14 protein-coding genes and 1 other RNA gene are annotated in these 14,182 nt (G+C 70.8%); 3 read left to right on the forward strand and 12 right to left on the reverse strand.

Annotation, left to right across the window (positions count from 1 at the left end):
• Window positions 1-53: 53 nt before the first annotated feature.
• From NUG21_RS05055 to NUG21_RS05095, 9 genes are all read right to left on the reverse strand, one after another.
• Window positions 54-503, reverse strand: a complete 450-nt coding sequence (locus NUG21_RS05055) for a DUF192 domain-containing protein (RefSeq protein ID WP_019796090.1) — start codon at window positions 501-503, stop codon at window positions 54-56.
• 170 nt (window positions 504-673) lie between these two features.
• Window positions 674-1,321, reverse strand: coding sequence for a ribose-5-phosphate isomerase RpiA (gene rpiA, locus NUG21_RS05060; protein WP_242080487.1), 648 nt, complete (start codon window positions 1,319-1,321; stop codon window positions 674-676).
• 98 nt (window positions 1,322-1,419) lie between these two features.
• Window positions 1,420-1,890, reverse strand: a complete 471-nt coding sequence (locus tag NUG21_RS05065; protein ID WP_263392454.1) for an EVE domain-containing protein — start codon at window positions 1,888-1,890, stop codon at window positions 1,420-1,422.
• Window positions 1,887-2,480, reverse strand: coding sequence for a 5-formyltetrahydrofolate cyclo-ligase (locus NUG21_RS05070; RefSeq protein ID WP_242080489.1), 594 nt, complete (start codon window positions 2,478-2,480; stop codon window positions 1,887-1,889). The genes NUG21_RS05065 and NUG21_RS05070 overlap by 4 nt, the downstream gene beginning before the upstream one ends.
• Window positions 2,481-2,561: 81 nt before the next feature.
• Window positions 2,562-3,341, reverse strand: a complete 780-nt coding sequence (locus NUG21_RS05075) for an acyl-CoA thioesterase (RefSeq protein WP_263392455.1) — start codon at window positions 3,339-3,341, stop codon at window positions 2,562-2,564.
• Between the two features lie 160 nt (window positions 3,342-3,501).
• Window positions 3,502-3,686, reverse strand: a non-coding RNA gene (ssrS, locus tag NUG21_RS05080) — 6S RNA.
• A gap of 98 nt (window positions 3,687-3,784) precedes the next feature.
• Complete coding sequence (locus NUG21_RS05085) at window positions 3,785-4,078, reverse strand: cell division protein ZapA (protein ID WP_160945316.1); 294 nt, start codon at window positions 4,076-4,078, stop codon at window positions 3,785-3,787.
• Window positions 4,075-4,296, reverse strand: coding sequence for a TIGR02449 family protein (locus NUG21_RS05090; protein ID WP_017910437.1), 222 nt, complete (start codon window positions 4,294-4,296; stop codon window positions 4,075-4,077). Before NUG21_RS05090 ends, NUG21_RS05085 begins: the two co-directional genes overlap by 4 nt.
• A 67-nt stretch (window positions 4,297-4,363) precedes the next feature.
• Window positions 4,364-6,547: a putative bifunctional diguanylate cyclase/phosphodiesterase gene (locus tag NUG21_RS05095; protein WP_263392456.1), complete on the reverse strand. Its 2,184-nt coding sequence runs from the start codon at window positions 6,545-6,547 to the stop codon at window positions 4,364-4,366.
• 210 nt (window positions 6,548-6,757) lie between these two features.
• Between NUG21_RS05095 and NUG21_RS05100 the strand changes: the two genes are divergently transcribed.
• The 3 genes from NUG21_RS05100 (at window position 6,758) to NUG21_RS05110 (ending at window position 9,815) form a co-directional block, all read left to right on the forward strand.
• Window positions 6,758-7,303 carry a YecA/YgfB family protein gene (locus NUG21_RS05100; RefSeq protein ID WP_242080493.1) on the forward strand — a complete coding sequence of 182 codons (546 nt, stop codon included), beginning with the start codon at window positions 6,758-6,760 and terminating at the stop codon, window positions 7,301-7,303.
• Complete coding sequence (locus NUG21_RS05105; protein WP_263392457.1) at window positions 7,303-8,634, forward strand: aminopeptidase P N-terminal domain-containing protein; 1,332 nt, start codon at window positions 7,303-7,305, stop codon at window positions 8,632-8,634. Before NUG21_RS05100 ends, NUG21_RS05105 begins: the two co-directional genes overlap by 1 nt.
• Before the next feature lie 173 nt (window positions 8,635-8,807).
• Window positions 8,808-9,815, forward strand: a complete 1,008-nt coding sequence (locus NUG21_RS05110) for a hypothetical protein (protein ID WP_263392458.1) — start codon at window positions 8,808-8,810, stop codon at window positions 9,813-9,815.
• Between the two features lie 13 nt (window positions 9,816-9,828).
• On the opposite strand, the gene pepQ is transcribed toward NUG21_RS05110, so the two are convergent.
• The 3 genes from pepQ to NUG21_RS05125 form a co-directional block, all read right to left on the reverse strand.
• Complete coding sequence (gene pepQ, locus NUG21_RS05115; RefSeq protein ID WP_263392459.1) at window positions 9,829-11,154, reverse strand: Xaa-Pro dipeptidase; 1,326 nt, start codon at window positions 11,152-11,154, stop codon at window positions 9,829-9,831.
• A 264-nt stretch (window positions 11,155-11,418) separates the two neighbouring features.
• Window positions 11,419-11,760: a PilZ domain-containing protein gene (locus tag NUG21_RS05120; RefSeq protein WP_160945310.1), complete on the reverse strand. Its 342-nt coding sequence runs from the start codon at window positions 11,758-11,760 to the stop codon at window positions 11,419-11,421.
• Window positions 11,757-14,135, reverse strand: coding sequence for a DUF1631 domain-containing protein (locus NUG21_RS05125; RefSeq protein ID WP_263392460.1), 2,379 nt, complete (start codon window positions 14,133-14,135; stop codon window positions 11,757-11,759). Before NUG21_RS05125 ends, NUG21_RS05120 begins: the two co-directional genes overlap by 4 nt.
• Window positions 14,136-14,182: the final 47 nt, after the last annotated feature.

Below are 14,182 nucleotides of genomic sequence, written 5' to 3' on the forward strand. Positions count from 1 at the left end.
CAGCGCCGTGGTGGCGGGGCGTTTTCCCGACCCCGACCGGCACGGCGGGGGGATCAGTGGCCCTGCGGAATCCCGGGGCCGAAGCGCAGTTCGGTGCCGTCCTGCAGCTTCAACTGTTCGGCCTGGCCGGCGTTGAGTTCGAGCACGTAGCGCGCCGGCGCGTTGCTGGGGTAGGGCGGGCAGGCGTCGCCGGCCGAGCACGGCGGCACGTCGCGCTGCTGCGCCACCAGCTTGCGCTGGTTGTCGAAGTACAGGATGTCCAGCGGGATCTTGGTGTTCTTCATCCAGTACGCCTGCGGTTCCTCGCGGTCGTGGATGAACAGCATGCCGTGGTCGGCGTCCATCTGGTCGCGGAACATCAGCCCGCGCGCGCGGGTGGCGTCGTTCTGCGCCAGCTCGACCTGGTAGCGGTGCCCGCCCAGTTCCACCCAATGGTCGCCGGCGCTGGCGCAGCCACTGAGGGCGAGCAGGAGAAGGACGCCGAACGCGCGGAAGAGGGACATGGGCGGGGCCAGGGCAAGAGGAAGACAGCGCGCACCTTGTTGCATGGTGCGCGTGGCGTCAAGAGCGGGGATTGGTGATTGGAGATTGGGGGATTCGTGAAAGCCAGGGATCCACGCTTTTACGAATCCCCAATCCCGACTCCCCAATCCCACGCGCGCGCCAGCGCGCGTCAAAAGACGCGCGGCGGCTCGCCACCGACGATCACCACGTCGGCCGGGCGGCGCGCGAACAGGCCGACGCAGACCACGCCGGGGATCTGGTTCAGTTCGCGCTCCAGCGCCACCGGGTCGGTGATCGACAGGTGGTGCACGTCCAGCACCACGTTGCCGTTGTCGGTGATGACGCCGTCGCGCCACACCGGCTGGCCGCCGGTGCGCGCCAGGATCTCGCGGGCGACCAGGCTGCGCGCCATCGGGATCACCTCGATCGGCAGCGGGAACGCACCCAGGGTCTGCACCTGCTTGCTTGGGTCGACGATGCAGATGAAGCGCTCGCTGGCCTCGGCGATGATCTTCTCGCGGGTCAGCGCGGCGCCGCCGCCCTTGATCAGGCACTTGTTCGGATCGCACTCGTCGGCGCCGTCCACGTACAGCGACAGGTTGCCGGTGTGGTTCAGTTCCAGCACCTCGATGCCGTGCTGGCGCAGGCGCGCGGTGCTCTGCTCGGAACTGGACACCGCGCCCTTGATGCGGTGGCCGATGCGGCCGAGCGCGTCGATGAAATAGGCGACGGTGGAGCCGGTGCCGACGCCGACGATCATGCCGTCCTGGACGTAGTCGATGGCTTTCTCGGCGGCAAGGCGTTTGGCGTCTGACATTGGAAGAGCTCGGGAGTGGGGATTCGGGATTGGATTCGTTGAAGCGGTAGACGGGTGGGCTGGGAGGCAAATCCCCAATCCCCAATCCCGAATCCCGGCTATTCGAGCGAAAGCAGCAGCTTCCACTGCGCGGCGCTGACCGGGAACACCGACAGGCGGTTGCCGCGGGCGACCAGGGGGAAGCCCGCGCCCAGCGCGTCGGCGTGCTGCTTGATCTCGTCCAGGGCGATGGTGCGCGCCAGCTTGCGTTCGAACGCCACGTCCACCAGATACCAGCGCGGCTGCTCCGGGGTGGCCTTGGGGTCGTGGTAGTCGGAGGACGGGTCGAACTGGGTGGCGTCGGGGTAGGCCTGGCTGGCCACGCGCGCCACGCCGACGATGCCCGGCACCTTGCAGTTGGAGTGGTAGAACAGGATGCCGTCGCCGACCTTCATGCCGTCGCGCATGAAATTGCGCGCCTGGTAGTTGCGCACGCCGTTCCAGGGTTCGGTGCCGACCCGCTGCAGGTCGTCGATCGAGAAGGCGTCCGGTTCGGACTTCATCAGCCAATAGCGGGTGCGTGCGGTCATGCGGGGAAATCGTGCGCGGTCGACAGGGTGAGGGATTCGGTGCAGACCGCGTCCAGCGCCACGTCCCAGGCGGCGAGCGGCAAGGCCGCGACCTGTTGCGCGTCGAAGGCGGCCCCGACCAGCCAGGGCGGCGGAGCCTGCCGCTGGCGGAAAGCGAAGCTGCGATCATACCAGCCGCCCCCCATGCCCAGGCGGCCGCCGGCGGTGTCGAAGCCGACCAGCGGCGTCACCACCAGCGCCATCTGCGCCGGCGCCAGGGTCGTGGCCGGATCGACGTCGGGCTCGGGAATGCCGTAGCGGTTGGCGTGCAGCGGCTGCCCGGGACGCCACGGCGCGAAGCGCAGGGTGTCGCCGCTGAGCACCGGCAGGCAGTACTGCACCGTGTCCGGCAGCGACAGTTGCCAGCGGTGCAGCGCGATCTCGCCATCCATGGCCCAGTAGCCGCCGACATGGCCGTGCCGCGGCGCGAACGGCAAGTCCAGCAACCGCTGCGCCAGCGCATCGGCGGCGGCCAGGCGCACGGGCGCGGTGAGCGCGCGGCGGCGCGCACGCAGGTCCTGGCGCAGGGAATCGCGGTCGTCGGCAGTCATCGGGCAGGCGTGGCGAGGATTGGCGCTATTGTCGGCGCCGGCGCGCGCACTGACCAGCAGGCGCGGTCACCGCCGCGGCGATCACGCGTAGAGCGCCACCGTCTGCCGGCCCCACAGCACCAGCCGCCCGGCCGTATCCCAGATCTGCATGTCCTGCAGCGAGTAGCCGTCCTCGGCATGCAGGCTGGCCGAGCGCAGCAGGAACCAGTCGCTGGCGCTGGCTGGCTGCGGGAAGTCCAGGGTCCAGGTCATCGAACTGACCGGCGCCGGTGCGCTGAAGCAGGTCATCGCGGCCGGCGGCAGGCAGTCGCCCAGTGCGACCAAGGCCACGCTCGGATCCACGCCGGCGGCGTCGCGATGGCGCGCCCAGACCAGCAACTCCGGGTCGGCCGCGGCGGACAGCGGCAGCGCGCCGCCGGCCAGGCGCATCTCGAAGTTGGCGACGAAGGCCGGCGTGGCCGCGCTGTCGGCGATCGGCGTCGCCGCGTCGGGGCCGACCACCGCCGGGCGTGCCGGCAGGAAGTCGTGGGCGATGCGGCTGGGGCGCGGCTGCGCGAACAGCAATGCGGCACGCAGGGCGACCTGTCCGTCGGCCAGGCAATCGACCGCGACCGCGGTGGCGGACTTGCCCTGGCGCAACAGCTGCGTATCGAAGCGCAGGGTGCCGTCGGCCGGGCCGATGAACCCGATATGCGCCGACTTCAGTGGCGGCAACGCGGACGGCGCCGTGCGCAGCGCGGCCTGCAGTGCCAGCGCCGCGGACAGTCCGCCGAAGGCGGTGCGGCCTTGTCGCCAGCTGGCGGGAACGTCGAATCCCGCTGCGGGATCGAAGCGGTCGAGGATCTGGGCGAGCGTCGGCAATCCGGGATCTCCGTGGTGGGGGCACCAGTATCCCGGGTTTCGGCCGGCGCGAGAACGCGTCGCACATGCGCTGCGCCGGCAACGACGACGTGGTGGACACGCACGTTGCGGACGCGCAAAAAGGAAACGGCGCCTTGCGGCGCCGCTTCCTGGAAGAATTGCATTCTCCGCCGTGACGATGCGTGCGAAACGACCTTGAACCCGGGGTTCAAGTGGGATGGCTGGAGAATCATCGGGCTTCCCGCTACGAGGCGGACTTGCACTCCCGATTCCGTCGCCACCCCGTGGTCGTCATTAAGGGACAAGGCGAATGTTTGCACACGCTGTCGTTCACAGCAGAGAACGCAAGTGGAGTATAGCGCCGTCGTCGCGCTTGGCTAGTCCGTTCGTCGGTGCTTCGGTGCGTTGCAATTCACGTTGATGATCGCAGCGCCACGTGCGGATCAGCGTGCCGTATCGACTACGCTGTCCAGGCGCCGATTGAGATCGGCGAGTGTGCGCGCCATCTCGCGGTCGCGCTGCGCGTGTTCGTCGCGCAGCTGCTGCAGCTCGTGCGCCAGATTCAGCGCCGCGAGGACGGCGACGCGATCCACCGCGGCCATGCGGTTGCTGCCGCGCACTTCGCGCATCTTCGCGTCGAGCAGGCGCGCGGCCGCGAGCAGGCCGTCGCGCTCCTCGGCCTCGACGCCGACGGTGTACTCGCGGTCGAGGATGCGGACGCTGACCGGCTCGCTCACGTGTGCTGCTCCAGGGACTTCAATCGGGCGATCATCGCTTCCACGCGCGAACGCGCCTGCTCGTTCTTGGTCAGCAACTGCGAGCGCTCGCCGATCAGGTGTTCCTGCTGCTGGCGCAGGCTGCGGTTCTCGTCGGACAGGCGCTGGCAGCGCTCGACCAGCGTTTCCACGCGTGCGGCAAGGGCGCGAAGCTCGGCGAGGGCGTCAGGGCTGTCCATGGCGCTCACGATAGGCATGCGCCGGAGGGGCGGTCAAGACGCCGCGCGGCGGCGCCATGGCCGGCGCTCAGGCAGGCAGCCGCAGCGGTTGCTGCAACAGCCGCAGGCAGGCGTCCGGCTCCAGCGCCGGCGCCACCAGGTGGCCCTGGATCTCGTCGCAGCCGTGCGTGCGCAGGAACGCCAGCTGGCCGGCGTCTTCGACCCCTTCGGCCACCACCTTCAGCGCCAGTGAATGGCCCATCGCGATGATGGTACTGGTGATCGCCTCGTCGTCCGGGTCGCGGGTGAGATCGCCGATGAATTCTTGGTCGATCTTCAGGGTATTGATCGGCAGGCGCTTCAGATAGGCCAGCGACGAATAGCCGGTGCCGAAATCGTCGATGGCCAGGGTCAATCCCAGCTCGCGGCAGGCGCGCAGCAACTCGGCGTTCTTGCCGACCTGCGACATCACCACGCTCTCGGTCAGTTCCAGTTCGATGTTGGCGGCCGGCACGCCGGTCTCGGCGAGGATCTCGGCCATCAGCTGCGGCAGGTTGCCGCGCTCGAGCTGGATCGCCGAGACGTTCACCGACATGCACAGGTCGGTCAGCCCCATCCGCCGCCAGTCGCGCAGCGCGCCGCAGGCCTGGCGCAGCACCCATTCGCCGATCTCCAGGATCAGCCCGGTCTCCTCGGCCAGCGGGATGAACTGGCTCGGCGAGACCGGTCCGAAATCGGCGCTGTGCCAGCGCAGCAGCGCTTCCACGCCGACCACCCGCTGCGTGCGCAGCGAGTAGCGCGGCTGGTAGACCAGCTTCAGTTCCTGGTCCAGCGGGATCTTGCGCAGCGTGCTGGCCAGGGTGGCGCGATGGCGGGTGGCCTCGTCCATGCGCGCCGAGTACACCTGCACGTTGCGGCGCCCGGCGGCCTTGGCCTGGTACATCGCGGTGTCGGCGTGCTTGAGCAGTTCGCTGGGCAGCAGCGCGTGCTGCGGGAACAGGGAGATGCCGATGGAGCTGGAGACCGCGACCTCGCGGCGTTCGTCCAGCCGCAGCGGCGCCTCGAAGGCGGCCAGCACGCGGGCGGCCACCGCCTCGGCCTCGCCCTGGCTGACGATGTCCTCGACCACCACGGTGAATTCGTCGCCGGCCAGCCGCGCCACCGTGTGCTGCGGCCCCACCGCCTGCTGCAGGCGTTCGGCCACGGCGCGCAGCACGCGGTCGCCGACCGCATGGCCGAGCGAATCGTTGATGTCCTTGAAACGGTCCAGGTCCAGAAACAGCACCGCGACCGAGCCGGCCTGGCGCCGCGCACGCACGATCGCCCGCGCCAGGCGCTCGGACAGCAGCGCACGGTTGGGCAGGCTGGTCAGCGTGTCGTAGTTGGCCAGGTAGCGCAGTTCCTGCTCGGCACGCTTCTGGTCGGTGATGTCCTCCAGCACCACCACCTGGAAGCTCTGCCGCCCGTCGGCGTCGACCACGGTGTTGCGGCGCAGGTGGCAGAGGATCTCCTGGCCGTCCTTGCGCCGCTTCCAGGCCTCGCCGCGCCAGTGCCGGCCGTGCTCGGCCACTGGCGCGGCCGGCGTTTCCGGGGTGTGGTCGATCAGCGTCATCGGCTGGCCCAGCACCTCGCGCTCGCTGTAGCCGGTGATGCGGGTGAACGCCGGATTGACCGAGATGAAGCGGCGCTCCTCGTCGAGGACGGCAACCGCCTCGCCCATGCTGCGCAGCACTTCGGCGGCGATGCGCCGCTCCAGGTCGGCCTGGCGGTGCGAGGTGATGTCGCGTGCGGTGCCGGCGAGGCGACGCGGTGCGCCGCTAGCGTCGTAGTCGACCACGCGGCCCCGAACCCGCGCCCAGTGCCAGACCCCGTCCCCGGCCAGGTCCACGCGGTACTCGGCGGTATAGATCGCGGTGCGGCCCTGCAGGTGTTCCTGCAGCACCTGCCGCGCCTGCTCCATGTCCTCGGGATGGATCCGCAGCGGCTCGTTCTCGCGGATCACCAGGCCGATGTCCTGTGCGTGCGGCGTGGCCTCGTCGGCGCGCATCAGCCGCAGCGTGCGCTGTTGCAGGTCGTAATCCCAGAAGTGCTCGCCCGAGGCCCACAGCGCCAGTTTCAGGTGCTGGTCGCGTTGCTGCAGCTGCGCGTGCCGGTGCAACTGCTCGCGCAGGCGCCGGCGCGAGCGCAGGGCGAACAGCGCCGCCACCCCGCAGGCCGCCAGCGCGCCGAGGGCCACCAGTGGCCATACGGCCAGCAAGGTCTCGCCGAACAAGGCCAGGCCGGTCCTTTCCGCAGCTCCTGCAGCAACGTGCTCCAATGGCATGGCGGAAAGTGACTTCTGTCAAAGAACGGGTGGTGGAGTGTAGGCGCGTGTCGGAAGCCTCCACAAGCGGCGGCGCACACGCGATTGCTACACTGCGCAGTCCCGATTCCGCTGCAGGCCGCCACAGGCCCGTGGCCAGCGCCCGACAGGCTTCGCTCCATGACCGAACTTCCCACTGCCGACCAGATCGCCGATGCCAGCCGGACGCTTGGCCTGGCTGCGTCGGCAGCCGAACTGCACGGCGCCCTGTGCGGCTGGCTGGCCGGCGGCGGCGCCGAACTGCCGGCGTGGCCGGCTGCCGTGCTGGCCGATGCCAGCATCGCCGCGCCGCGCAGCGGCGACGCGCTGGATCGCCTGCGCGAGGCCACGACTGCGCAACTGAACGACCGCGATTTCGGTTTCGACCTGGTGCTGGCCGATGCCGGCGCGCCGCTGCCCGAGCGTGCCGATGCGCTGTTCGACTGGTGTCGCGGCTTCCTCGGCGGCTTCGGCCTGGCCGCAGGGGCGGCGCCGCCACTGTCCGAGGAGGGCCAGGAAGCGCTGCAGGACCTCGCACGGCTGGCCCAGGCCAGCGCCGACGACTTCGACAGCGGCGACGAGGACGAGGACGCGCTGGCCGAGATCGAGGAGTTCGTGCGCGTGGCGGCGCTGTTGCTGCACAGCGACTGCGTGCTCGGCCCGCGCCACCGGCAGCGCCTGAACTGATGAAGCGGCTCACCGGGATTTCCTCCGGCGAGTACGCGCGCCGGCGCCGGCAGCTGATGGACATGGCCGGCGAGCAGGCCATCCTGGTGCTGCCCAGCGCGCCGGAGCGGGTGCGCAGCCACGACACGCACTACCCGTACCGGCAGGATTCCGACTTCTGGTACCTGTGCGGCTTCCCCGAGCCGGATGCGGTGCTGGTGCTGGTGCCCGGGCGCCGCCACGGCGAAGCGCTGCTGTTCTGCCGCGAACGCGACCCCGAGCGCGAAGCCTGGGACGGTCCGCGGTCGGGCCAGGAAGGCGCGGTCGAGCGCTACGGCATGGACGACGCCTATCCGATCGACGACCTCGACGAGATCCTGCCGGGGCTGCTGGAAGGGCGCTCGCGGGTGTACTACCACTTCGGCCGCGATGTCGATTTCGACCTGAAGCTGATCGGCTGGGTCAAGCGCGTGCGCGAGCAGGTGCGGCATGGCGCGCAGCCGCCGCACGAATTTTTGGAACTGGGCCATCTGCTGCACGAGCAGCGCCTGTTCAAATCGCGCGACGAGATCGCGCTGATGCAGGTCGCTGCGGACCTGAGCGTGGCCGGGCACCGCGCGGCGATGCGGCTGGCGCGCCCGGGCGTGCACGAATACCAACTGCAGGCCGAGATCGAGCGCGAATTCCGCGCCGGCGACGCCTGGCCGGCCTACGGCAGCATCGTCGGCAGCGGCCACAATGCCTGCGTGCTGCACTACCGCGCCAACGCCGCGCGCCTGCGCGACGGCGAGCTGGTGCTGGTCGATGCCGGTGCCGAGTACCGCGGCTATGCGGCCGACATCACCCGCACGTTCCCGGTCAACGGCCGCTTCAGCGCCGAACAGCGCGCGCTGCACGACCTGGTCGGTGCCGCCCACGCCGCCGCGCTGGCGCAGGCGCGGCCGGGCGTGGCCTACGAGGCCGGGCACCTGGCCGCGGTGCAGACCCTGACCGAAGGCCTGCTGCGGCTGGGCCTGCTCAAGGGCAGCCTGGAACAGAACCTGGCCAGCGGCGAGTACCGGCGCTTCTACCGGCACAAGACCGGGCACTGGCTGGGCCTGGACGTGCACGACGTCGGCGACTACCGGCTGGCCGGCGAATCGCGCCTGCTCGAGCCGGGCATGGTGTTCACCATCGAACCCGGCCTGTACGTGTCGCCGGACGACAAGGACGCGGACCCGAAGTGGCGCGGCATCGGCATCCGCACCGAGGACGACGTGCTGATCACCGACGACGGCCACCGCGTGCTCACCGATGCCCTGGCGCGCAGCGCCGAGGAGATCGAGGGACTGATGGCTGGGAATGGGGAATAGGGAAACGGGAATGGGAAAGCGGTGACCGCGCGCGGACAGGTCAGCTAGCGGACCTGGCGCTTTTGCTGTTGCGATTCCCCATTCTGCATTCCCGGTGATAGCCCAGGCAGCCGCCTCTTGCGTATGCGCGGCCGCTTGCGCACAGTGACCAGCTGAAAGGGGGATTCATGACGATGTGGATGCGATGCCTGCTGGCGGCAGGACTGTGCCTGGCCGTCTCGGCGCAGGCGGGCGCACAGCAGGCGACCGCGCCGGCGGCGCCAGCCGATGCTGCGCCGGCAACGATGCCGACAGCCGCACCGGCCGCGGTGCCTACGCTGGCACTGGACGATCTGCAGACCTTGTTGTCGCTGCGCTCTGCGCCGGAAGCGCGCGCGCAGATGCTGGCGCAGGTCGTCGCGCTGGCAGGCAAGGGCGATGGCGCCTCGGCGTACGTGTTGGGTGTGCTCTACCGCAATGGCGAGGCGCATCCGGCGCATCTGGTGCCGCGCGACCTGGACACGGCCCGCTACTGGCTGGAGCGCTGCCTGGGCATGCCGCGCTGCCCACTGCTGGCGTTGGCCTCGCTGGCCGAGCTGGAACTGTCCGCCGGCAATGCCAAGCCGGCGCTGCAATGGGCGCAGGGCTGGGTGGCGCTGGACCGCGAGTTCACCACGCGGGCGCGAGAGATCGAAGGCCGGCACGTGCGGCCCAGCCAGCGCAATCGCGATACCGCCTACCATGCCTACCTGCTGGAGCGCTGCTATGCGGCGATGCCGAGCGGCGACCGCGACGCGATCGGCCTGGCCTGGTTCAATGCATTTCGCGTGCAGTGGGGCCGGGTCCTGGACCGGATGCTGTTCGCGCAGCTCGATGCGCTGCAGGCGCAGGATGGCGAGGACGCGGGCGGGCTCACCGCGCGTGCCGAGAATCAACGCCGCAAGACCGTGCTGGACAGCCCGGCGGACCTGCCGGTCACGCCGGCGTTGAGCCTGTTCCTGATGCGTGGCGATCCCCAGGGCGGACGTCCCGAGTCCGCCCTGGTGCTGGAGGCGCTGCCCTCGCCGAACGCGGCACGTGGGCTCGAAGCGCTCGCCCGCGATTTCAAGACCGCGCCATATCCGGCCGCTGCCGGACAGCGTCGCTACGACCTGATCCCGATGAGCTTCAATCGCGGCCCTTACGCGTTGACCGGCAAGTGACCGTGGTGGCGGCTCAGGCCGCCGCCGCGAATACCGGCCGCGTCAGGTTCTCGGGCGCGTCCTCGGTGCACACCACCTCGTCCTCGATGCGGATGCCGCCGTAGGGCTTGAACTGCTCCACGCGCGCCCAGTCGACGCTGTTGCCGTGGCCGGCCTGCTTGAGGTCGTCGAGCAGCATGTCGATGAAGTACAGGCCCGGCTCGATCGTCACCACCATGCCCGGTTCCAGGGTGCGGGTCATGCGCAGGTAGGGGTGGCCGTCGGGGCGTTCGATGCGGCCGCCGCGGTCGCTGGCGGCGAAGCCGGCGACGTCGTGCACCTGCAGGCCGATCGGGTGGCCCAGGCCGTGCGGGAAGAACGCGGCGCTGACGCCGGTGGCCACCGCGGTTTCCGGCGACACGGTGAGCACGCCGGCATCCTTCAGCACGCCCATCAGCGCCAGGTGCGCATCCAGGTGCAGCTGCCGGTAGTCGACGCCGGCGCGCACGGCCTGGCCCATGCGCTGCTGCGCGGCGTCCACCGCGTCGATCAGCGCCTGGAAGTCGCTGTCGCGATCGGCGGCGTAGGTGCGGGTGATGTCGCTGGCGTAGCCGTGCGCGGAGGCGCCGGCGTCGATCAGGAAGCTGCGCAGCGGCGTCGGCGCCTGCCGCTGCAGTTCGGTGTAGTGCAGGACGGCGCCGTGTTCGTTCAGCGCCACGATGTTGCCGTACGGCAGTTCGTTCGCGTCCTGCCCGACCGCGGCGCAGTAGGCCATGTGGATCTCGAACTCGCTGCGGCCTTCGCGGAACGCGGCCTCGGCGGCGCGATGGCCGCGCACCGCCAGTTGTTGCGCCTGGCGCATCAGCGCCAGCTCGTAGGGCGTCTTGTAGGCGCGGTGGTACTCCAGGTACTGCAGCACCTCCGCCGGGTTGTTCGGCACGTAGCCGCCCAGTGCGCTCTGCGGCTCGCCCAGGATCGCGCTGCGCGCGACATCCGGCAGCAGCGCCAGCGCCTCGTCCGGGGTGCGGATCAGGTGGATGTCGCAGTGCTCCACCCACCAGCCGCTGGGTGCGTCCGGCACCACGTGCCAGTAGTCGCGGGGCTGGTGGAAGATCACCTGCGGCCGGCGTCCGGGCGTGTACACCACCCAGCTGTTCGGCACCCGGGTCAGCGGCAGCCAGGCCTTGAACTGCGGGTTCACCGCGAACGGATAATCGCGATCGTCGAACACCTGGTAGTGCAGGCTGCCGCTGGGGACCACCAGGTGGTCGAAGCCGCCGCGCGCCAGCGCCTCGTCGGCGCGTCGGGTCAGGGTGCGCAGGTGGTCGGCGTACAAGGCGCTGGGGTCGTGCTGGGGCATGGCAATGGCTCGTTCGGCGATGCGGAAACAGGGCGCCAAGTGTGCCGGAAACGGTGTAGGTGTGCGGACGTGAGTGGGCGGCGTGCATAGCGTACGTTGCCGAAGCTGCGCCGGCGACGCGGGGCTTTGTCGATCCGCTGGATCTTTTTGAGTCGGAGCGCGCAACGGACTCGGATGGCTGTCGTAGGAGCGGCTTCAGCCGCGACCGAGGCGTTCCCGCGAATGCCGGTCGCGGCTAAAGCCGCTCCTGCGAGATCGGCGGCGTTAGCCGCCGGATGCGGCGTTGATCCACTGCCGCAACAGGTCGCGGTGCGCGGGAGAAATGGTCAGGAAGCGGAAGCCGGCCCAGGCCTGGCCCGGTGCGTGAGAAGGTTCGCTCCACAGCAGGTGCGCGCCGACGTCGATCTGCACCTCGCGGTCGGCGTGCGGCATCGCGAAGCGCAACTGGTACAGGGCGTCCTCGTGCAGCGGCGCCGAAGCCAGCAGCAGCATGCCGTGTTCGGACACGTTGCCGAGGCGGCCGACCACGGCGTCTTCCATCAGGTCCAGGACCGGCACCATCTCCGGGACCTGGCGGCGCGGCGAGCGGCGGGCGTCGGTGCTCATGCGCCCTCCATCGCGTCGTCGGCCGCGGGCGCGCCGGCCAGGGTGCGCAGCGCGCGCACCGCGGCCTGCCAGGCGCGGTCGATCAGGCGGGCGCGGTCTTCGCTGACGATGCGGGCCTGGCCCTGCGCCAACAGCCGCGCCAGCCCGTCCAGGGTGTGCTCGGCGGCCTTCTGGCCGCGCTGGTTGACGAACAGCGCGCGATCGGTGATCGGGCTGTACCAGGACAGGCGCTGCCGTTTCAGGTCGCCCTGCTGGTTGACGACGAACTCGAACCAGGTGCCGAACGGCAGCGTGCGCAGCCGCGCATACGCGGCTTGTTCGGTCTCGGTGCGTGGCGGCAGCGACGGCCGTTCGTCGTCCTCGCCCTGGTCGCCCAGGCGGGTGCGCGCCTTCAGTCGCACGCTGAGTTCGGTGCGCGAGGTGGTGGCATCGGTGCCGCCCGGCGTGGACAGGCGGCGGGCGATCGCCTCGGCTTCCTGCTGGTGGTAGCCGACCTGCAACAGCGCGTGGCACACGCGCTCGGCCAGGGCGGCATCGGACGCGCCGTCGCTTTGGCAGGTGACCTCGGCGATGCGCTCGGCCAGGCCGATGCGCTCGCGCCAGGTCTCCGAGTCCTCGCCCTGGCGCAGCAGGGTCAGCACCAGCACGTCGGACCAGGCCTGCAGCAGCAGGGTCTGCACGAAGCCCGGCGGTTGCCGGGCAGTGCACAGCGCCTCCAGGGTGGCGGTCGCGGTCTGCTTGGCCAGCTCCAGCCGTTCCTTGCCGCGCGCGGCCTCGACGTGGCGGCGTTCGGCGATCTCTGCCTTGTGCGCCAGGCTGCGCTGCTGCGCCTGGATGTCCTGGTGAGCCTGTTCGAAGACGACCTCGTCGCCTTCGTACTCTTCGACCACGCGGTCCACCGCGTGGTTGAGCTTGAGCAGCAGCGTCGGATCGCTGTCGTCTTCGCCCAGCCAGGTCGCGCCCGATTCGGCGACGGCGTTGAGCAGTTCCCGCGCCGGGTGGCGGCTGTGCGCGAAGAACGCCGGATCCTGCAGCGCCGCGCGCACCAGCGGCACCTGCAGGCGTTCCAGCAGCCCCGCGGCCGGCGCGTCGGGGCGGACCTCGCGTTCGATCTCGCCGTACAACAGGCCGAGCAGATCGAAGGTGTCGGCCTGCTGCGGTGCCAGCGTCGCCTGTGCGCCGTGGGTAGCGTGCAGCGCCTGCAGCAGGGCGGCGCGCACGTCGCGCAGGTGGCGGCGCCCGCGCAGCCCGCCCAGGGTGCTGTGGGCCGGCGGCTGCGCCTGCAGTTCGCCCAGGGCCTCCAGCAGGCTGGCGGTCGGCACCGGCGCCGCGCCGACGGCGCTTGCCGGCAGCGACGGGAGGGGGGCGGCGCCGGTGGCCATGGCCGCCGGTGCCGCGGCACCGGTCGCGGCATGCGCGCGTGCGGCCGCCAGCAGCTGGCGCAGGGTGGCCAGATCGGGACCGCCAGCGGGTGGCGCGCCGGCATCGGCCGCCGGCTTCGCTGGCGGCAGCGGCAGTGGGGCGGCGGGCCCCGCCGACACGCCCGCGGCAGGCGCGGCCTGGCCGGGGGCGCTGCCACTCCCCCTGGGGCCGCTGGCGGCAGCGGCTGGCGCGGCGCCTGCGGGCATGCGCGCGACGCGGCGCGCGCCCGGCTCGACGTTGGTGCTGCGCGCCACGTAGGGCAGGTAGATCAGGCCCGGCAGCACCCCAGCGTGGGTGAGCATGACGTTGGCCCGTTCAACGATCTCGCCATAGCCCGCCAGCACCTGGCGTTCGAAGGCGCGGTACAGCGCCAATTGTGTGTCCAGGCCCAGGCCCAGCGCGTCGCCGGCATCGCGCAGCAGCCGGCACAGCGCGTGCGGTCCCAGCGGCAACTGCTCGATCTCGAAGGCGGGCCGTGCCGCCAGCACGCCGAAGCGCTGGCCGAGCAACTGCAGCGGGATGTTGCAGCGGGTGGCCTCGCGGCGGGCGATCTCGTGCAGCACGATGTCGCGGTCGATATCCACGTCGGCGACCAGGGTCATCATCTGCGCGGTGGCGCCGGCCTTGGCCGCGCGCGGCGTGGCGGCCATCGCCAACGGGCTGCGGATGCCGGCCAATCCGGCTTCCAGGTGCGCCTGACAGAACGGCGCGAAGCGCGCGCGCTGCGCGCGCAAGCGCTGGGCTTCCTGGTAGATGTCCTGCTGCACCTGCCCGTTGCGGGCGCGCTCGGCCTGCTCGAACAGGGTCTGCTCCAGGTCGTCCAGGGTCGCCTGCAACGGTCCCTCGAGGGACTGCCACAGCTGGGCGTTCAGGGCCTGCAGGAGGCCGCGCACGCGCGCCGGCAAGGCGGCGCTGGCAAGCGTCGCCGGCGGGGCCGACCTGGTCGCAGACACGGGCATCCTGTGATCGCCGTTGTACTTTTCTGCGCGGTATGTAGCAC

Source organism: Xanthomonas sp. CFBP 8445, from assembly GCF_025666235.1.
In the GTDB taxonomy this organism is placed as follows: domain Bacteria; phylum Pseudomonadota; class Gammaproteobacteria; order Xanthomonadales; family Xanthomonadaceae; genus Xanthomonas_A; species Xanthomonas_A indica.

Coding starts and splice junctions, on each gene's coding strand:
- NUG21_RS05055 (WP_019796090.1), bottom strand. CDS start 503: ATGTCCCTCTTCCGCGCGTTCGGCGTCCTTCTCCTGCTCGCCCTCAGT.
- rpiA (WP_242080487.1), bottom strand. CDS start 1,321: ATGTCAGACGCCAAACGCCTTGCCGCCGAGAAAGCCATCGACTACGTC.
- NUG21_RS05065 (WP_263392454.1), bottom strand. CDS start 1,890: ATGACCGCACGCACCCGCTATTGGCTGATGAAGTCCGAACCGGACGCC.
- NUG21_RS05070 (WP_242080489.1), bottom strand. CDS start 2,480: ATGACTGCCGACGACCGCGATTCCCTGCGCCAGGACCTGCGTGCGCGC.
- NUG21_RS05090 (WP_017910437.1), bottom strand. CDS start 4,296: ATGGACAGCCCTGACGCCCTCGCCGAGCTTCGCGCCCTTGCCGCACGC.
- NUG21_RS05100 (WP_242080493.1), top strand. CDS start 6,758: ATGACCGAACTTCCCACTGCCGACCAGATCGCCGATGCCAGCCGGACG.
- NUG21_RS05105 (WP_263392457.1), top strand. CDS start 7,303: ATGAAGCGGCTCACCGGGATTTCCTCCGGCGAGTACGCGCGCCGGCGC.
- NUG21_RS05110 (WP_263392458.1), top strand. CDS start 8,808: ATGTGGATGCGATGCCTGCTGGCGGCAGGACTGTGCCTGGCCGTCTCG.
- pepQ (WP_263392459.1), bottom strand. CDS start 11,154: ATGCCCCAGCACGACCCCAGCGCCTTGTACGCCGACCACCTGCGCACC.
- NUG21_RS05120 (WP_160945310.1), bottom strand. CDS start 11,760: ATGAGCACCGACGCCCGCCGCTCGCCGCGCCGCCAGGTCCCGGAGATG.